The organism is Frondihabitans australicus, assembly GCF_003634555.1.
Taxonomy (GTDB): Bacteria; Actinomycetota; Actinomycetes; order Actinomycetales; family Microbacteriaceae; genus Frondihabitans; species Frondihabitans australicus.
Genome location: NZ_RBKS01000001.1, coordinates 1,867,382 through 1,885,780 on the forward strand (window position 1 = coordinate 1,867,382; position 18,399 = coordinate 1,885,780).

An 18,399-nucleotide genomic window follows, 5' to 3' on the forward strand; every position below is an offset into this window, starting at 1 on the left:
TTCGCCCACGGCTGTACGGAAGCAGAACGTGTTCGCCGCCAGGGGACAGAAGAAGGGCGCAGGATCCGCGGATCCTGCGCCCTTCGTCAGCTCTGAGCCGCTCGAGCGTTACTCGTGGTCGTGACCCTCGTGCGACTCGTCGTCTGCGCCGACACCCGCCGTGGCGGTGAACGCCGACAGGTCGACGTCGGCGCCCTTGTCGTCTTTCACCTTCGCCTTGGAGAGGACGACGGCGAGAGCCTTCGAGCGGGCGACCTCGCCGACCATGGCGGGGATCTGGCCGTTCTGGTCGAGGACCTTGATGAACTCGCCGGGCTCCATGCCGTACTGCGCGGCGCCCTGGATGAGGTACTGGGTCAGTTCGTCCTGCTCGACCTTGACCTCCTCCTTCTCGGCGATGGCGTCGAGGAGGATCTGGTTGCGGAAGGCGACCTCGCTGGACTCCTTCACCTCGGCGCGGTGCGTGTCGTCCTCGAGACGGTTCTCCTGCTCGAGGTGACGGTGCACCTCGTCCTCGACGAGCTTCTCGGGGACCGGGATCTCGACGAGCTCGAGGAGCTTCTCGAGGAGGAGGTCGCGGGCCTGCGAGCCCTGGCCGAAGCCCTTGGAGCGGCCGAGCTGCTCCTTGAGGTCCGCCTTCAGCTCGTCCAGCGTGTCGAACTGGCTGGCGATCTGCGCGAAGTCGTCGTCGGCCTCGGGGAGCTCGCGCTCCTTGACCGCGGTCAGCGTGACCGAGATGAGAGCGGTCTCGCCCTCGTGGTCGCCGCCGAGGAGCTTCGACTCGAACGTGGTGGTCTCGCCGGCCGTGAGCGAGTCGAGGGCCTCGTCGATGCCCTCGATGAGGTCGCCCGAGCCGAGCTCGTACGAGATGCCCTTGGCGTTGTCGACCTCGTCGTCGCCGATGGTGGCGGTGAGGTCGATCTGGGCGAAGTCGCCCGTGGCGGCCGGGCGGTCGACGGTGATGAGCGTGCCGAAGCGGGTGCGGAGGTTCGTGAGCTCCTCCTCCACCTCCTCGTCGGAGACGTCGACCGAGTCGACCGTCAGCTCGAGGCCGTCGTAGTCGGGCAGCGTGAACTCGGGACGCACATCGACCTCGATGGCGAGCAGGAGGTCACCCGAGAAGTCCTTGATGTTCGGCCACTCGACGACGTCGGCCTCGGGGCGGCCCAGCGGGCGCAGCTCGACCTCTTCGACGGCGGCACGGTAGAAGGAGTCCATGCTCTCGTTGACGGCGTGGTTGAGGACCTCTTCGCGGCCGACGCGCTGGTCGATGATGGGCGGCGGAACCTTGCCCTTGCGGAAGCCGGGGATCTGCACCTGCTCGGCGATGTGGCCGTAGGCGTGCGTGATGCCGGGCTTGAGGTCGTCGGGGCTCACCGCGATGTTGAGCTTGACGCGGGTGGGGCTGAGCTGCTCAACCGTGGTCTTGACCAATTGGAACGTCTCCTGGTGTTGATGAGTAGAACGACTTGCGTGGAGTTGTCATGAGACAACGACTTGCGTCGGGGCGACAGGACTCGAACCTGCGATCTTCCGCCCCCAAAACGGACGCGCTAGCCACTACGCTACGCCCCGGTATTTCAGTGCACTTCCGCGGTGTCTCGCTGAGTCCCGTTGAGGTCGGGGCGAAACGGCCCCGTGAAGTCTAGCCCGTCCGTGGCGGTCGAGTCTGAGCGGTTCGACACATGCCCTATGCTGGACTCCGCACACCGGCCGTGAGGCTGTCTGCGGGGCGGTAGCTCAATGGTAGAGCCTCAGTCTTCCAAACTGATTACGCGGGTTCGATTCCCGTCCGCCCCTCCCCTTTTCCTGTCTCCCTGCGGTCGACCTCGTGAGGGGCTCGGTGTTTATTCCGCGCCGCCGCCCCTGCGGCGCGTCGGCACGGGGTGGCGTCGCTCGGCTCGCCGAACGGGTTTCGCGCGACGCGGGTGGTGGGGCTTCGCTCGCCGCGGACCGCGTGGCTAGCGGTCGGGACGCGCGCGGTGGCGGCGAGGAACGAACGAGGCGACGAAGACGAGCCCGCCGGCGGCGAAGCAGGGGACGGCGACGGCGCCGATGGGGACGGTCGTCCAGACGAGCAGGAGGAAGACGCCCTCGACGATTCCCGCGAGGCCCAGCAGGCGCACGTAGCCGCGGGGCCACGTCGGCGCGACGATCGTGAGCCACGCCTCACGCGCGACGAGATGTGCGAGCGGCATCGGCCCGTGCGGCGTGTCGTGATCCTGCGCCCTCATGCTCGTGACCCTACGCCTGCCCTCTGCGACACAAAGCGATACCTGCGACGTCCTGACACGTCGCACGTGTCGCGTTGTGTCGCGATTAGAGGGAGGAACGGCGACCGCGACCCGACACGACGGTGACGACCGCGACGACCATGAGCGCCGCCACCACCTGCGGCGCGTGCGGGACGAAGGAGGCGAGCGCGACGAGCACCGCGAGCGCCGGCACCGCCGCGTTCACGATCCGCGACGACTGTCGCCGCACCACCAGGAACCACACCATCGCCAGGTAGACGGCGCACGGGACCGCCAGTGTCGCCGCCGCGGCCACGGACGACAGATGCACCGAGGACGAGTCGAGCTGGATCTCGATGCCCGCCGACAGGGCCGCGGCCGACGCGAACACGACGTAGTGCCCGTAGCCCCAGCCGAGCGCGGTCCGGATCGACGTCAGCAGCCCGTGCTGCGGGAAGGCGAAGTAGATCCACCAGAAGCAGACGATGATCACGAGCGAGGTCGCCGCGAGCAGCACGAGCTCGGCCAGGTGCTCGGTCGAGTGCGACACCTCGACGACGGCGTTGGTCGACGCGAGGATCGACTCGCCGAGCACGATCAGCGTGAAGAGCCCGTAGCGCTCGGTGATGTGGCGCGAGTGCCACGGCGTCGACCCCGCACCCTCCGCGAACACGGGCACCCCGAGCTCGAGAACGATGCCGACGAAGAAGGTCGGGTACTTCATGTCGTCCGGGACGACGAGCAGCAGCACCCAGTAGCACTGGACCACGAGGATCCCGACGGCGTACCGCAGCGTCGCACGCCTCGTCGACGGCTCCGACCAGCTCGCCCGGAACCACTGGAACGACATCGGCAGCCGCATGATGATGTAGCCGGTCACCCCGAGTGTGAAGTCGGGGTGCTCGAGGTTCATGAGCGCGGGCAGGCCCGCCGCGTAAGTGAGCGCGCCGCCCATCTGCACGACGGTCGCGATCCGGTACAGCCAGTCGTCGGTGTCGAACGACGTCGCGAACCAGGTGAAGTTCATCCACGCCCACCACAGGCCGAAGAACGCCGTCGTGTAGGCGAGCACGCCGCGCGCGACCTCCCCTTCCCCGAGGTCGTGGTGGAGGCCCACCGAGGCGAACGACACCCCGACCACGAAGACGAGGTCGAAGAGCAGCTCGAGCGAGCTCGCGGCGCGATGCGGCTCGTCGGGGTCGCGCATGGTCATGCGGCGCAGGGCGGAGCGGTGCACGGCACTCGTCATGCTCTTACGCTAGCGAGCGATAATGGCGCCGTGACCTCGCGACTCCGACCCGCCATCCTCCTGGCCGCCGCCGCCCTCACCGTGACCCTTCTGGCCGGCTGCAGCACGACGACCTCGGCCGAGCCCCAGGCGGCAGGAGCCGGCGTACACACCGCCGATCCTGCGCCCGCCTCGCCCGACACCTCGTCCGTCCAGGACCAGTCGACCAAGGGCACGCCCGAGAACCCTGTGCGGGTCGCGATCGTCGGCGACTCGCTCACGGCGGGCGGCTCGCGGACCATCCCTCAGGACGGCCTCGACAAGGACACCTGGATGACCTACGCGCAGGGCGACGGCGTGAAGTGGGTCGGCGGATGGGCGATGGGAGGCACGACGACGCAGATCGAGGCCTACCACGTGACCCCGGTGAAGGACGTCGACGTGCTCGTGCTCATGTCGGGCACCAACAACGTACGGCTCGGCATCTCGCTGGCGAAGGCGAAGAAGTACTACGACTACATCGTCAAGGTGATCCACCCGAAGCACGTGATCATCGGCGCGATCCCGCCGTACAACCGCGACCCCGACGGAGGCGCGACCTACGAGAAGCAGCTGAAGGCGTGGGTGCTCACCAAGAAGAAGTCGTGGACCTTCTACGACCCGTGGGGTCCGCTGCGCGACGGCAAGTACTACGTCGCGTCGCTGACGGCCGACGGCATCCATCCGACCGCGGCGGGCTACCGGATCGTGGGGCACAACTTCCGTGACGCGATCCTGCAGGAGGTGTCGGACACGCGGCAGAACGGGTGACGGTAAGGCCGTCGGGCGCCGTTGCTAAGGGTAGGAGGCCCTTCGTTAGACGAGCCTCAGCTTGCTTGCGGAATTTTCCCAGACGTCTAGCGTTGGGTGCACCAAGGCCGCAGAATCAACGAAAAGAGGGCATCGTGTCCGATTCCATCACCGTCACCCAGAGCTCCGTCGACCCCGACGTCGCAGCCGCCACCGCCCAGTTCCTCACCCCGATCGTGACCAACCTCACGGCCCTCGCCGTCAACGGCAAGCAGGCCCACTGGCACGTCCGCGGCATCAGCTTCATCGCCGTCCACGAGCTCCTCGACGACATCGTCGACCACGCGCAGGAGTACGCCGACACCGCCGCCGAGCGCATCGTCGCCCTGGGCCTCCCGGTCGACGGCCGCCTCGAGACCGTCGCGGCGACCACCACCGTGCCGTCGCTCAAGGCCGGCTTCCAGCAGGTCGACGCCACCGTCGCCGGCATCGTCGCGCAGATCGATGCGGCCCGCGCCTCCGTTCAGACCGCTATCGACGAGCTCGGCGAGATCGACGCCTCGTCGCAGGACGTCGCCATCGAGATCGCCCGCGGTCTCGACAAGGACCGCTGGTTCCTCGCCGCGCACGTCTCGAAGTAGTCGCTGCCGAAGCAGCTTCCGAAGCCGCCGTCTCCCTCGCCGGAGACGGCGGCTTCCTGGTTAACCCACAACGAAGTGCAAGACTGGGGTACGTGAATTCTTCCGGCACCGTCGCTCCGTCGTGGGGTCAGCGCATCCTGGGGCTCGAGGGTCTGCGTGCCGTCGCCGCGACAGCGGTGCTCGTCTACCACGTCGGCCACGTCTACACCCCGAAGGTCGAGGTGGAGTACGGCGAGCTGTTCCGGCTGCTCGATCAGGGGCTGACGCTGTTCTTCGTGCTGTCCGGGTTCCTCCTCTTCTGGCCCTTCGCCTCTCGGCTGATCGAGGGGCGCGAGCATCCGTCGATCCGCAGCTACGCCTTCAACCGCGCGCTCAGGATCTGGCCGGCCTACCTCGTGATCCTGGCGATCGCCGCCTTCGTCCTCCGCGTCGCCCTCCGCCCCGACGGCACTCTCGGCACACTGTCCTGGCGCGGATTCCTGCTGAACGCGACCCTGCTGCAGAACTACTCGATCGAGTGGCAGCGCTCGGGCCTCGAGGTGGCGTGGACGCTGACGGTCGAGCTGACGTTCTACGCGCTCCTGCCCATCATGGTCGTCGCCGTCGAGAAGCTGTTCCCGCGCCTGCGTCGCGCCTACGCCGCCTTCCTGCCCGTCGCGTTCATGCTGCTGCTCGGCGGTGTCGGGCGCGCCGTGGTGATCATCCTCAACCGCCGCGTCTTCCTCGACGCCAGCGAATGGGGCAAGACGGGCTTCTCGCTGACCGCCCGCAGCCTCTTCGCGCAGGCGGACATGTTCGGCGTGGGAATGGCCGCGGCACTGGTGTTCATCGCGTTCCGCAAGGGTGTGTTCTCGCCTCGGCAGGCACCGCTCGTGCGCGGTGGGCTCGTGGTCGGAGGCATCCTCGCGATCGTGTTCTTCCAGTACGGCGTGCAGGCCGACTTCCTCACCATCGCCTCGGCGGTCGGCTTCGGCTGCATCCTGCTGCTCGTCGTGCTGCCGGGGGCGGACGGCGGCCACTCGCTCTGGGCCCGTGTGCTCGACTGGCGGCCGATCCGCTGGGTCGGCGTCGTGTCGTTCAGCCTCTATCTCTGGCACCTGGTCCTGATCCGCTTCTTCATCCAGCACGGCATCACGTTCGGCGGCGGGCGCCTCGGGTTCTTCGTGTCGACGGTGGTCGTCCTCGCCCTGGCGCTCGCGCTCTCCGCGGCCACGTACTACGGAGTCGAGAAGCAGGCCCTCCGACTCAAGCGTCGCAACCGACCGCTGCCGGCCGACGTGCCGGCACTCGCCGGTCGTCGCGAGAGCTGGCGGCCGACCGCGGCCGCCGCGGCCGCCCCTGCCGCCGCGCGTTCCGACGGCGCGTCCTCGCGCGACTAGCGCCGGCCGCTGCCGCCCTCCCGAGCTCGAGCGACACAACGCGACATCTGCGACGTGACGGCGCGTCGCAGATGTCGCGTTTTGTCGCGGGGGTTGCGGAAAGGGGGAATGGCGGCGGCTGGCGAGCGCGGCGCTAGAAGGCGCGGTGCGTGAAGCGACCGCCGAGCAGCGTCGCTGCAACCGGCATCGCCCGCAGAGCGTCGACCGGCGCGGACAGCGGATCGGCGTCGAGCACGACGAGGTCGGCGCGGCTCCCGAGCGTCACCGCATCGCGGCCGTCGGTCGACGCGGCCAGGGCGACGGCTGCGGGAACCCTCTGCTCGGGATGCCACGGCGCACGCCCGCCGCGAGACCGCGACACGGCGGCGCCGATCGCCACCCACGGGTCGAGGGGCGCGACGGGGGCGTCCGACCCGAGGGCGAGTCGCACGCCCGCGGCCGCGAGGGTCTCGAGCGCGAAGGCGCGATCGGTGCGGCCCACCCACTGCTCGTCGGCGACGTCACGGTCGTCCATCGCGTGCTCGGGCTGCACGCTCGCCACGACGCCGAGCCGGGCGAAGCGCTCCACGTCGACCCACCGCAGCAGCTGGGCGTGTTCGACGCTCCCCGGGCAGCCGACGCGCTCGAACGCGTCGAGCGCCTGCGTGTTCGCGGCATCGCCGATCGCGTGAACGGCGGGCACGAGCCCCGAGCCGGCTGCGCGCGACATCAGCTCGACCAGCTCGTCGAGAGAGCACGTCGGCAGCCCTGCTCCCCCGCCGCCCGGGTACGGCTCGTGGCACCAGGCGGTGCGCGTGTTGAGCGACCCGTCGGTGATGATCTTCGCCGGGCCCATCTCGACCAGGCCGCAGGAGCCCGGGAGCACGTCGCCCGTCCGCAGCCCCCGGCCCCTCACCGCGTCGAGGTCGCCCGGGTACACGCCGCAGCGCACCCGCAACGAGTCGTTGCCGCCCTGGACTCTCGCCACCCACCGATCGATCGAGAGGGTCATCTCGAGATCGACGATCCCGACCACCCCGCGGCTCGCGGCATCGCGCGAGGCCTCGGCGACCCAGTCGTCGAGGTGCTCGGCCCCGCGTGCGCTGAGCACGGCGTTCGCGTCGAAGGCGGCCTGCTCGCGCACGAGGCCGGTCGGGAAGCGCTCCGGGTCGAGTCCGACGAGGCGGAGCGCCGCCGCGTTCAGCCAGAGGGCGTGGAGGTCGTGGCTGACGAGGGCCACGGGCGAGCTCGAGGACCCTGCCCGCGCGGCGTCGTCGAGCAGGGCCAGGGCGGGGGCGTCGTGCCAGAGGGCGTCACGGAAGCCGTAGCCGACGAGGAGGTCTCGGTCGGCGGCGCGCCCCTCGGCCATCCGGGCGCGGACGAGGTCGGCGGCCTCTCGGGCGGACGACGCCCGCGACACGTCGAGGCGTCGGCGGACGAGGGCCCACTGCTCCATGTGCACGTGGTTGTCCCAGAGACCAGGCGCGACGAAGCGGCCGTCGAGGTCGACCACCTCGGCGTCGCCCGGGGCGATTCCGTCGGCGATCGCCGTGACCGCCCCGTCTTCGAGCAGGACATCCGTGGGGGCGTCGGCCCGGCCGACGAGACGGGCGCGGCGGAGGAGGGTGGAGGTCACTCCGCGGGCTCCTGCGCCGCCTGCCCTGCGGTGTCGCCGTGGACCCTGCGCATCTCGTCGGCGAGCGCCGGATGGCCGTACACGGGATCGATGTCGAGCGCGTCGATGATGTGGCGCACGACCTCGGGCGCTTTGTTCTGGCTGAGCTTCAGGCGCGCGTCGAAGTGCGTGACGTGCAGGCGGATGCCGACGGTGCCCTTCGCGATGCCCCGGGCCGCCTGCTCGTCGATCTCGAGCGACACCGGCGTCGGCATGAGGCTCTCGAAGTGGTCGACGAGCTCGGAGAGGACGCGGAAGTTCTCGGCCTCGGAGAGGATCTCGGGCGTGCCGTAGAGGTGCGCGGTGACGTGGTTCCATGTGGGCACGAACTGCTCCGGCGGGTACCAGTTGGGCGAGATGTAGCCGTGCGGTCCCTGGATGATGACCAGCACCTCGTGGCGCCCGAGCTCGTGCAGCTCGTCGTCGGGCCGGCCGACGTGGCTGACGATCGAGATCTCGTCGTCGGCGGTGTCTTCCAGGATCACCGGATAGTGCGACGCCACCGTGCCGCCGTCGGTGTGCGAGACGATCGTCGCCCACGGGTTCTCGCGGATCAGCCGCTTCACGGTCGGGACGTCCTCGGTGATGAAGTGGGGCGTGTGGCGCATGCTCTCAAGCCTGGCAGACGGGGCACCAGTAGAGCTTCCGCCCCGCGGCCTCCTCCATGAGGATGTTCGTGCCGCATGTGCGGCAGGGCAGCCCCTCCCGGTGGTAGACCCAGTGGCGGTCGTCGCGGCTCTTCATCGCGGCGGCGTAGGACTTCTTCGACAGGTGGCTCATCGTCATCATCTGGCCCAGCTCGACGCCGCTCTTGAGGAGTTTGGTCCAGTCCTTCCAGAGAGCGCGCACCGTCTCTTCGGGCACCTCGTTGCCGGGCGTGTGCGGGTTGAGGCGCGCGCGGTAGAGCAGCTCGGCGCGATAGACGTTGCCGACCCCGGCGACGACTGATTGGTCCATCAGCAACAGGCCGATCATCGTCTTCGTCTTGTGGACGCGCTCGTAGAAGCGGTCGGCCCCCTTCTTCGGCGAGTCGACGAGCGGGTCGGGCCCGAGCTTCGCGATCGTGGCGTCGACCTCCTCGGGCGTGGCCACGTCGCACTTCGTCGGCCCGCGGAGGTCGGCGACGACGGTCTCGGCGAGGATCCGCACCCGCACGGCGCCGATCGGCTCGGGTGGGAACACGTCGATGTCGTCTTCGCGCTTCTCGCTCTCGGACATCCGCATGCGGGCACGGCGCGGCGCGCCGATGGACTTCCAGGAGTCCTCACCCGCGGAGTCGACGAGCTCGGTACCGCGCATGTTCGTCTGCCCCATGCGGCCCTTGGCGCTGCGCGTCGTCGGGTCGAGCGAGAAGTCGCCCGCGAAGTCCCACGAGCCGTAGAGGCCGAGGTGCACGGTGAGGAAGAGCCCGTTGTCGAACTCGAGGAACATCTGCTTGCCGACGGCCTTCGCGTCGACGATCGTCGCGCCGTCGAGCTTCGCGGCGCCCGCGGCGAAGCGGCCCTGCGGGCTTGTGACCTCGACGGGCTTGCCGACGAAGCTCGCGCGGAACTGGTTGGCGATGCGGTGGACGGAATGACCTTCAGGCACGCCTCGACGCTACCCGAGACCACCGACACCGATCAGGTGAAGGGGTGCCCCTTGATCTCGCCGGTCGCCTCGTACTCGGCGAGCTGCGCGATGCGGCGCTCGTGGCGCTCCTCGAACGAGAAGGGCGTCTTGATGAACTCGTCGATCAGCGCGATCGCCTCGTCTTCCGTGTGCTGGCGGGCGCCGATCGCGACCACGTTGGCGTCGTTGTGCTGGCGCGCGAGCTGTGCGGTCGACGTGTTCCACGCGAGCGCGGCGCGGACGCCCTCGACCTTGTTCGCGGCGATCTGCTCGCCGTTGCCGGATCCGCCGAAGACGACGCCGAGCGCCTCGAGACCGGCCTTCTGGTCGGCGACGACCGCGCGGGCGGCCGAGATGCAGAACGACGGGTAGTCGTCGAGCGGCTCGTAGGTCTGCGGCCCGTGGTGGGTCACGTCGTGCCCCTGCGACTCGAGGTGCTTGATGAGGGTCTGGGCGAATTCGAGACCGGCGTGGTCGGTCGCAACGTGGATGCGCATGCTCAAATCCTATTGCGGGGTGCGCGAGGGCTAGTCGAACTGAGGGCCGACCGTGCGGGAGCGCTTGAGCTCGAAGAAGCCCGGGTACGAGGCAGCCGCGACGACGCCGTCCCAAAGGGTCAGCGCGATCTCGCCCTTCGGCGCGGGGCTGATGACCGGGCCGAAGAACGCGGTGCCGTTCACGGCGATGACGGGCGTGCCGACGTCCTGCCCGACGCGCCCGATGCCGTCCTCGTGGCTGGCGCGCATCTGCGCGTCGAACTCGTCGCTGTCGGCGTGGGCGGCGAAGTCGGCGGGGAGGCCGACCTCCTCGAGGGCGCCGGCGATCACTGCATCCTGCTCGTCCTTCATGGCCTGCACGTGGATGCGGGTGCCCAGCGCGTCGTAGAGCGGTTTGACGATCTGCTGGCCGTGGAGCTCGGCCGCGGCGGTCACGATGCGCGTGTAGCGGATCAGCTTCGCGAGGTTCGCCGGGTCGAAGCCGTCGCGGCCCTCGTTGAGCAGACCGAGGCTCATCACGTGGAAGGTGACGTCGAGGTCGCGGTGGGCGGCCACCTCGTCCATCCAGCGGCTCGTCATCCAGGCCCACGGGCAGGACGGGTCGAACCAGAAATCGACGGCGGTGGCGGCGTCTGTCGCGGCTGAAGGCTGGCTGGAAGCTACTGTGTCGGTCATGGGTTGAGCCTAGAACCCGCCCCTTCCAGCGAGAAGAGAAACGATGTCCACAACAGCCATCGCAGACGGCGCCCCGCGCGGTGTCGAGGCCAACGGCGTCAACGCCATCGACGAGTCCGAGCGCAAGGGATCGCCGCGCGACCTGTTCTGGCCGTGGTTCGCCGCGAACGTGTCGGTGCTCGGACTCAGCTACGGCTCGTACCTGCTCGGCTTCGGCGTCTCGCTCTGGCAGGCGACCGTCGTCGGCGTGCTCGGCATCGCCGTGTCGTTCCTCTTCTGCGGGATCATCGCCCTGGCGGGCAAGCGGGGCAACGCGCCGACCATGACCCTCGGGCGCGCGGCCTTCGGCGTCAACGGCAACAAGGTGCCGTCGGTGATCTCGTGGGTGCTGACCGTCGGGTGGGAGACCGTGCTCACCTCGCTGGCCGTGCTGGCCACCGCGACGGTCTTCGACACGCTCGGCTTCCACGGCGGCGCGGCCACCAAGATCGTGGCTCTGATCGTCGTCGCGGCGCTCGTCGTGCTCGGCGGCATCCTCGGCTTCGACTTCCTCATGCGGCTGCAGCAGTGGATCACGATCGCCACGGGCGTCCTCACCGTCGTCTACATCGTGCTCACCGCCCACCGCATCGACTTCTCGGCGGTCGCCTCGCTGCCGAACGGAGCCCTGCCGGCCGTCATCGGCGGCTTCGTGTTCATGATGACCGGCTTCGGCCTCGGCTGGGTCAACGCCGCCGCCGACTACTCGCGCTACCTCCCGCGGAACGCGTCGAGCGGCGGCGTCGTGTGGTGGACCACGTTCGGGTCGTCGATCGCGCCGATCATCCTCCTCGTCTTCGGCCTGCTCCTCGCAGGCAGCTCGAAGAGCCTGAACACGGCGATCGGCGGCGACCCGATCGGCGCGCTGGCGACCATCGTGCCGACCTGGTTCCTCATCCCGTTCGCACTCGTCGCCATCCTCGGCCTCGTCGGCGGGTCGGTCATGAACATCTACTCGTCCGGATTCTCGCTGCTGAACGCCGGAATCAGGATCCCCCGCTACGCCGCCGCCACGGTCGACGGCGTCGTCATGATCGCCGGCACGATCTACGTCGCGTTCTTCGCCGGGTCGTTCATCGGCCCGTTCCAGGGCTTCCTCATCACCCTCGGCGTGCCGATCGCCGCCTGGGCGGGCATCTTCCTGGCCGACGTGCAGATGCGCCGGAAGGACTACGCCACCGACGAGCTCTTCGACCCGCGAGGTCGCTATGGCAGCGTCCGCTGGGCCACGATCGGGCTCATCGTCGTCGGCACCGGCATCGGCTGGGGCCTCGTCGACAACGGCTACGCCGCGAGCTGGCTCACCTGGCAGGGCTACTTCCTCGGTCGCGGCTCGTTCTACTCGACCTGGGGCGGCGCCAACCTCGGCGTCCTCGCCGCGCTGGTCATCGGCTACGTCGGCACATTGCTGCTCACCCGCGGCGCCGTGCGCCGCCAGGAGGCGCAGGCGTCGTGACCCTCGACTTCGCCACACCGCCCTGGCTGGTCCTCGTCGACCTGCAGAACGTCTTCAGCGACCCCACCTCCGACTGGGCGACTCCCGGCTTCGCCGATGCGGCCGCAGGATCCGCACGCCTGCGCGGTGCCTTCGGCGGCCGCACGGCTCTCACCCGGTTCACGGCCCCCGCCGCGCCCACCGGCGCCTGGAAGCCGTACTACCGCGACTGGCCGTTCGCCCTGGTGGCCGAGGACGACCCGCTGTACGACCTCGTGCCCGACTTCCCGGTCGCGGCCCCGGACGGATCCGGCGACGCCGTGGTCCTCACGCGGACGACGTTCGGCAAGTGGGACGCCGAGGCCTCGGCCGCGCTTGGCCATCCGACCGACATCGTGCTCGGCGGCGTCTCGACCGACTGCTGCGTGCTCTCCACCGCGCTGGCCGCGGCCGACGCCGGCGTGCGGGTGCGGGTCGCCGCGGACGCGTGCGCGGGGCTCAGCCCGGCGGACCACCAGCGCGCCCTCGACGCCATGGCGCTCTACGCTCCGCTCATCGAGATCGTGTCGGTCGACGAGGTGCTCTCGGCCGTGTGAGTGTCGGATCCTGCGCCCTGGAGCCGGCGGCCTGTGGACAACCCGATGGCGGCCTGCGGGCGGCGCTAGGCTCGATGAGGGCCAGAAGCCCGGGCCACAGCCGGCCGCAGCGACGCAGGATGGAGCACCAGTGCCAGGAGAGAACCTCACCCGAATCGAGGCGCAGGAGCGCAAGAGCATCGTCGACGTCGAGTCGTACGTGATCGACCTCGACCTCACGCGCGGAGCCGAGGTGTTCGGGTCGACGACGACCGTCACCTTCACGGCGACCGAGGGCGCCTCGACGTTCATCGACGCCCTCACCCGCACGGTGCACTCGATCACGCTGAACGGCGCGTCGCTCGACGTGGCGTCGGTCGACGACGGCGTGCGGATCCAGCTCGACGGGCTCGCCGCCCGCAACGTGCTCACCGTCGTCGCCGACGCCGAGTACACCAACACCGGCGAAGGCCTCCACCGCTTCGTCGACCCCGTCGACGACGAGGTGTACCTCTACACGCAGTTCGAGGTGCCCGACAGCCGCCGCGTCTTCGCCGTGTTCGAGCAGCCCGACCTCAAGGCGACCTTCCAGTTCACGGTGACCGCGCCCGCACGCTGGCAGATGGTGTCGAACTCGATCACTCCCGAGCCCGAGGTGTCAGCTACCGACGCGTCGATCGCCACATGGCGCTTCGCACCGACCCCGGTGCTCTCGAGCTACATCACGGCGATCGTCGCCGGCCCCTACGACGTCGTGCGCTCGTCGCTCACGTCGTCGGACGGCCGTGAGATCCCCCTCGGCATCTTCACGCGCAAGTCGCTGTCGGAGTACATGGACGCCGACTACATCTTCGAGAAGACCCGGCAGGGCTTCGCCTACTACGAGGCGAAGTTCGACTACGCCTACCCGTTCGACAAGTACGACCAGCTCTTCGTGCCGGAGTACAACGCGGGCGCGATGGAGAACGCGGGTGCGGTGACGTTCACCGAGACCTACGTGTTCCGCAGCAAGGTGACCGACGCGATCAAGGAGCGCCGGGTCGTCACGATCCTGCACGAGCTCGCCCACATGTGGTTCGGCGACCTCGTCACGATGAAGTGGTGGAACGACCTGTGGCTGAACGAGTCGTTCGCCGAGTGGGCGTCGACGATCGCCACCGCCGAGGCCACCGAGTGGACCGAGGCGTGGACCACCTTCCAGGCGATGGAGAAGAGCTGGGCCTACCGCCAGGACCAGCTGCCGTCGACCCACCCCGTCGTCGCGACGATCAACGACCTCGAAGACGTCCAGGTGAACTTCGACGGCATCACGTACGCCAAGGGCGGCTCGGTGCTGAAGCAGCTCGTCGCCTGGGTCGGCATCGACGCCTTCTACGCCGGAGTCGCCGCGTACTTCACGAAGCACCACCACTCGAACACCGAGCTGGCCGACCTCCTGGCCGAGCTCGAGGTCACGAGCGGCCGCGAGCTCGCCTCCTGGTCGAAGAAGTGGCTCGAGACGGCCGGCGTCAACACTCTCCGGCCCGAGATCGAGACCGACACCGACGGCGTCATCACGTCGTTCGCCGTGGTGCAGACCGCGCCCGCCGACTACCCGACGATCCGCCCGCACCGCCTCGCGATCGGCCTGTACGACCTCGAGGGCGAGAGCCTCGTGCGCACCCACCGCGTCGAGATCGACGTCGACGGCGAGCGCACCGAGGTCCCCGAGCTCGTCGGCCTGCCCAAGGGCGCCCTCGTGCTCACGAACGACGACGACCTCGCGTACGCCAAGGTCCGGCTCGACGAGGGCTCGCTCGCCACGGCGATCGAGCACCTGTCGAAGATCCACAACCCGCTCGCCCGTGCCATCGTGTGGGGCTCGGTGTGGGACTCCACTCGCGACGGCGAGAGCGCCGCGAGCGACTACGTGAAGCTCGTGCTCGCGAACATCGCGTCCGAGACCGAGTCGACGACCATCCGCACGACGCTCACGCAGCTGACCCAGGTCGCCCGCTCGTACGTCGCCCCGGCGAAGCGCGCTGAGACCATCACCGAGGTCGGCGACACGCTCTGGACCCTGGCGACGGAGGCCGAGGCCGGCTCCGACGCGCAGTTCCAGTTCGTGAAGTTCTTCGCGAACATCCCCTCGACCGAGGCTCACGCCGCGACCCTCCGAGGTCTCGTCGACGGCACCGTCGCGCTCGACGGGCTCGAGATCGACACCGACCTCCGGTGGGAGCTCCTCGAGGGCCTCGTGCTCCTCGGCAAGGCCGACGGCGACGACGTCGACGCGGCGCTGGCGCTCGACAACACCGCGAACGGCGCCCAGGCTGCGGCCCGCGCCCGTGCGTCGATCCCCACCACCGAGGGCAAGCTCGCCGCTTTCTCGTCGATCGTCGACTCGAAGGAGGCCCCCAACGCGATCGTGCGCTCCACGGCGCTCGGCTTCCAGCACGCCAACGATCCCGCGATCCTGCAGCCCGTCGTCGCGAAGTACTTCGAGTCGCTCGCCGGCATCTGGGAGTCCCGCAGCTACCACATCGCCGAGACCCTCGTCGCTGGCCTCTACCCCGCCGGCCTCGCCGACGAGGCACTCGCCGAGGCGGCCCGGGCCTGGCTCGCGGCGAACCCCGACACGCCCGCACTGCGGCGGATCGTGGCGGAGAACCTCGCGGGCACCGAGCGCGCCCTGCGAGTGCAGGCGGCCGACAGCTAGGCCGCACACAGGGGCGATCCGGCCCACGCCGAGGCGGCGGTCAGTGTTTCGATGTGACCGCCGCCTAGCATGGTCCGGATGATCTCCACCCTTCTCGCAGCAGCCACCCCGCCGCCGTCGGGCGTCGCTGGCGACGTCGCCGCCGGTGTGAAGTCCTTCTGGACCATGTGGGGCACCGCGATCACCGTGGCGGGCATCATCGTCGGCGCGGTCATCGTCCGCGTGATCGCCATCTTCGTGATCCGCCGCATCGTCGACCAGATCGTCACCGGCGTGAAGCGCAAGCAGCAGGTCGACGACACCCAGGCCCTCGTCGCGTCGCCGCTGCAGGCTGTCCGCGTGGTGCAGCGCACGCGCACCCTCGGCAGCGTGCTCCAGAACGTCGTGACCGTGATCGTCGTGGTCGTCGCGCTGTCCAGCATCCTGAGTCAGTTGCACGTGAGCATCGTCGGCATCGTCAGTGCAGCCGGCGTCATCGCGGCAGGCCTCGCGTTCGGCGCGCAGAGCATCGTGAAAGACATGCTGTCGGGCCTGTTCATCATCGCCGAGGACCAGCTGGGAGTCGGCGACATCGTCGACGTCGGCCTGGCCACCGGCATGGTCGAGTCGGTCGGCATCCGCGTCACCCAGGTTCGCGATGTCAACGGCACGCTGTGGTTCGTGCCGAACGGGCAGATCCTGCGCGTGGGCAACATGTCGCAGGGCTGGGCGCGCGTCGTGCTCGACACGGCCGTGCCGTACGAGGTCGACATCGACGAGGTCGAGGCGGTGATGCTGCAGACCGCCGTCGACCTGTCCAAAGAACCGCGCTGGAAGACCAGGATCGTCGAGAAGCCCGAACTCTGGGGCCTCCAGTCGATCTCCGAGTCGCACGTGGTGATCCGCCTCGTCGTCCGCACGAGGTCGGCCGAGAAAGACAACGTCGCGCGAGAGCTGCGCACGCGCGTCAAGCGGGCGATGGACGCGATGGACATCACGCTGCCGTCGCTCACGAACGTGGTGCTCACCGGGTTCGACGAGGCCACCTCCGTCAAGGGCGCGCGTCCGGTCGAGACGGCGCCGACGCCGGTCACGCGGAAGCCTCGGGCGCCGCGGAAGCAGCCGGCCGCACCCACGACGCCGGCGGCCACGGCCCCGCGGGCCCCCCAGCCCTCGGCAGCCCAGACGGCCCCGGCGCCCACGCCGACGCGCCCGGCGGACGTCGAGCGGCGGGCGACCGAGGCCGGCCGCGCCATCAACGTGCCGCCGCCAGGCACTCCGGGGCCGTCGAGCGCGCCGGGGCCCTCGGGCACAGCGCCGTCGAAACCCCCGCGCACCCCGAGGAAGCCCGCAGAAGGAGCAGACGAGTGAGCGACGAGACCGTGCCCGATCCTGCGCCCTCGACCGGCCCCGGACTCGGCTCTCTGCAGCCGGTCACGCTGCGCGCAGGACTCGGTGCCGATGCCGCGCAGGGCAACTTCTGGCGACAGGTCGGCGGTCGGGCGACGTTCGAGAAGCTGGTGCGGCGCTTCTACGAGGGGGTGCAGACCGACGAGCTGATCTGGCCGATGTACCCGCAGGACGACCTCGAGGGCGCGATCCAGCGGCTGACGGGGTTCCTCGAGCAGTACTGGGGCGGGCCCACGACCTACAGCGAAGAGCGGGGGCACCCGCGGCTCAGGATGCGGCACATGCCCTTCGCCATCACGCCGGCCGCCCGCGAACGCTGGCTCGTGCACATGCGCGCCGCCGTCGACTCGCTCGGGCTGTCGCCGCTCGACGACGCCACCCTCTGGGGCTACCTCGAGCGCGCCGCCCACGCGATGACGAACACCGCCGGCTAGACGTCGTTCCGGGCTCGCGGAGCCCGCGTGCGCCGCTCGAGTCCACCTCGCGGGAGGGACCATTCGCCCGGGCGTTCTACAGGTTTGCCTGAATTCAGGAATTCCTGAAGCTGGCCTCACCCTCGACCTGAGCCCCAATTTCAGGTTTGCCTGAATTCAGGCGAACCTGTAACTCGTCCACGACAAGGTCACCGCCCACCCGGCTCGGGCGCGAGACGGTCAGGGGGCGTAGCTGCCGGACTCGAGCTCGGTGAGAAGCGACGGCGCCGACGGGGTCCAGCCGAGCGACTCGCGAGCGTGCGCGCCCGTCGCCTGCTGGTCGAGCAGGAGCGCGTCACCGTACGCCTCCCCGAAGCGGTCACGCGCCTCCGACGCGGTCTCGGGCACGACCTCCCACCCGCGACCGCGCGCCACCGCTTCGCCGAGCGACCGCACCGTCGGGTTCTCGCCCGAGACGCCGAGGTAGTACTCGTCGGCGGCACCGGCCTCGAGGGCGAGCACGTAGAGGAGGGCGACGTCGTCGAGATGCACGGTCGTCCAGTGCTGCGAGCCGTCGCCGACGAGGCGGACCACGCCGTCGCCGATCAGCTCGGTCGGAATGCTCCGGCCGTCGCCGTAGACGACACCGGGCGCGACGATCGTCGAGTGCACGGGCGAGTCGCGCAGCCGCTGCTCGATGTCGACACGCCAGGCCGAGATGCCGAGCGGCACCTGGGGCGTCTGCTCGGTGAGGTCGGCGCCGGGGCCGAAGACCCAGATCCCGCCCGAGTGCACGTACGGGGTGTCGCGCCCTGCGAGCCCGCGGATCACCGTCTCGACGACTCCCGAGTCGACGGCCGCATTGGTCGCATCCCCGGGCGACGCCGTGTGGATGATGCCGTCGGCGTCCACGACGAGGTTCAGCAGCAGGTCGAGGTCGGTGATGTCGCCGACGACGGGCCGGGCGCCCGCTGCCGAGACGGCCTGGGCCTTCTCGTCCGAGCGGACCAGGGCGATGACGTCGTGACCGCGCTCGACGAGGGTTCGCAGCACGACCGAGCCGATGTAGCCGCTGCCACCGGTGAGCAGAACAGACATGCCGCTCAGGCTATCCTCGCCCGAGACCGGTCGACCGGGCAGAC

17 protein-coding genes and 2 tRNA genes are annotated in these 18,399 nt (G+C 69.7%); 9 read left to right on the forward strand and 10 right to left on the reverse strand.

Going from position 1 to position 18,399, the window contains the following annotated elements; genetic code table 11:
- Positions 1 to 108: 108 nt before the first annotated feature.
- Positions 109 to 1,434, reverse strand: coding sequence for a trigger factor (gene tig / locus C8E83_RS08620; RefSeq protein ID WP_121369423.1), 1,326 nt, complete (start codon positions 1,432 to 1,434; stop codon positions 109 to 111).
- 68 nt (positions 1,435 to 1,502) lie between these two features.
- Positions 1,503 to 1,575 (reverse strand) — tRNA-Pro (locus C8E83_RS08625).
- 154 nt (positions 1,576 to 1,729) lie between these two features.
- On the opposite strand from C8E83_RS08625, the gene C8E83_RS08630 reads away from it, so the two are divergent.
- Positions 1,730 to 1,800: transfer RNA gene (locus C8E83_RS08630), tRNA-Gly, on the forward strand.
- Positions 1,801 to 1,961: 161 nt separating this feature from the next.
- Here the strand turns inward: C8E83_RS08630 and C8E83_RS08635 are convergent.
- On the reverse strand, positions 1,962 to 2,234 hold the full coding sequence (locus C8E83_RS08635; RefSeq protein ID WP_147430121.1) for a hypothetical protein: 273 nt from the start codon (positions 2,232 to 2,234) through the stop codon (positions 1,962 to 1,964).
- An 85-nt stretch (positions 2,235 to 2,319) separates the two neighbouring features.
- The gene (locus C8E83_RS08640) at positions 2,320 to 3,483 is read right to left on the reverse strand and encodes a low temperature requirement protein A (protein WP_121369428.1); all 1,164 of its coding nucleotides are present in this window, start codon (positions 3,481 to 3,483) and stop codon (positions 2,320 to 2,322) included.
- A 30-nt stretch (positions 3,484 to 3,513) separates the two neighbouring features.
- Between C8E83_RS08640 and C8E83_RS08645 the strand changes: the two genes are divergently transcribed.
- The 3 genes from C8E83_RS08645 (at position 3,514) to C8E83_RS08655 (ending at position 6,271) form a co-directional block, all read left to right on the forward strand.
- Positions 3,514 to 4,272: an SGNH/GDSL hydrolase family protein gene (locus tag C8E83_RS08645; protein WP_170159886.1), complete on the forward strand. Its 759-nt coding sequence runs from the start codon at positions 3,514 to 3,516 to the stop codon at positions 4,270 to 4,272.
- 134 nt (positions 4,273 to 4,406) lie between these two features.
- A complete protein-coding gene (locus tag C8E83_RS08650) occupies positions 4,407 to 4,892 on the forward strand; it encodes a Dps family protein (RefSeq protein ID WP_121369432.1) in 486 nt (161 codons plus the stop codon).
- A 92-nt stretch (positions 4,893 to 4,984) separates the two neighbouring features.
- Positions 4,985 to 6,271: an acyltransferase family protein gene (locus C8E83_RS08655; protein ID WP_170159887.1), complete on the forward strand. Its 1,287-nt coding sequence runs from the start codon at positions 4,985 to 4,987 to the stop codon at positions 6,269 to 6,271.
- Between the two features lie 133 nt (positions 6,272 to 6,404).
- Here the strand turns inward: C8E83_RS08655 and C8E83_RS08660 are convergent, their stop codons facing one another.
- From C8E83_RS08660 to C8E83_RS08675, 5 genes are read right to left on the reverse strand one after another with little or no spacing between them, the layout of a single operon-like run.
- On the reverse strand, positions 6,405 to 7,886 hold the full coding sequence (locus C8E83_RS08660; RefSeq protein WP_245981524.1) for an amidohydrolase: 1,482 nt from the start codon (positions 7,884 to 7,886) through the stop codon (positions 6,405 to 6,407).
- Positions 7,883 to 8,533, reverse strand: coding sequence for an FMN-binding negative transcriptional regulator (locus C8E83_RS19870; RefSeq protein ID WP_245981525.1), 651 nt, complete (start codon positions 8,531 to 8,533; stop codon positions 7,883 to 7,885). The genes C8E83_RS08660 and C8E83_RS19870 overlap by 4 nt, the downstream gene beginning before the upstream one ends.
- A 4-nt stretch (positions 8,534 to 8,537) precedes the next feature.
- Positions 8,538 to 9,515, reverse strand: a complete 978-nt coding sequence (locus tag C8E83_RS08665; RefSeq protein ID WP_121369435.1) for an Fpg/Nei family DNA glycosylase — start codon at positions 9,513 to 9,515, stop codon at positions 8,538 to 8,540.
- Between the two features lie 32 nt (positions 9,516 to 9,547).
- The gene (locus C8E83_RS08670) at positions 9,548 to 10,033 is read right to left on the reverse strand and encodes a ribose-5-phosphate isomerase (RefSeq protein ID WP_121369437.1); all 486 of its coding nucleotides are present in this window, start codon (positions 10,031 to 10,033) and stop codon (positions 9,548 to 9,550) included.
- Between the two features lie 30 nt (positions 10,034 to 10,063).
- On the reverse strand, positions 10,064 to 10,708 hold the full coding sequence (locus C8E83_RS08675) for a mycothiol-dependent nitroreductase Rv2466c family protein (RefSeq protein ID WP_121369439.1): 645 nt from the start codon (positions 10,706 to 10,708) through the stop codon (positions 10,064 to 10,066).
- Between the two features lie 43 nt (positions 10,709 to 10,751).
- Here C8E83_RS08675 and C8E83_RS08680 point away from each other — a divergent pair, with 43 nt between their 5' ends.
- The 5 genes from C8E83_RS08680 (at position 10,752) to C8E83_RS08700 (ending at position 17,278) form a co-directional block, all read left to right on the forward strand.
- Positions 10,752 to 12,203 (forward strand): purine-cytosine permease family protein, encoded by a 1,452-nt coding sequence (locus tag C8E83_RS08680; RefSeq protein ID WP_121369441.1) that lies wholly within the window; start codon positions 10,752 to 10,754, stop codon positions 12,201 to 12,203.
- Complete coding sequence (locus tag C8E83_RS08685) at positions 12,200 to 12,778, forward strand: cysteine hydrolase family protein (protein ID WP_121369443.1); 579 nt, start codon at positions 12,200 to 12,202, stop codon at positions 12,776 to 12,778. The genes C8E83_RS08680 and C8E83_RS08685 overlap by 4 nt, the downstream gene beginning before the upstream one ends.
- Before the next feature lie 130 nt (positions 12,779 to 12,908).
- Entirely contained in the window at positions 12,909 to 15,455 is a 2,547-nt protein-coding gene (gene pepN / locus C8E83_RS08690) for an aminopeptidase N (protein WP_121369445.1), read from the forward strand.
- A gap of 78 nt (positions 15,456 to 15,533) precedes the next feature.
- Positions 15,534 to 16,805 (forward strand): mechanosensitive ion channel family protein, encoded by a 1,272-nt coding sequence (locus C8E83_RS08695; RefSeq protein ID WP_211331679.1) that lies wholly within the window; start codon positions 15,534 to 15,536, stop codon positions 16,803 to 16,805.
- A gap of 53 nt (positions 16,806 to 16,858) precedes the next feature.
- The gene (locus C8E83_RS08700; protein WP_281270838.1) at positions 16,859 to 17,278 is read left to right on the forward strand and encodes a globin; all 420 of its coding nucleotides are present in this window, start codon (positions 16,859 to 16,861) and stop codon (positions 17,276 to 17,278) included.
- 219 nt (positions 17,279 to 17,497) lie between these two features.
- On the opposite strand, the gene C8E83_RS08705 is transcribed toward C8E83_RS08700, so the two are convergent.
- Positions 17,498 to 18,355 carry an NAD-dependent epimerase/dehydratase family protein gene (locus tag C8E83_RS08705; RefSeq protein WP_121369447.1) on the reverse strand — a complete coding sequence of 286 codons (858 nt, stop codon included), beginning with the start codon at positions 18,353 to 18,355 and terminating at the stop codon, positions 17,498 to 17,500.
- Positions 18,356 to 18,399: the final 44 nt, after the last annotated feature.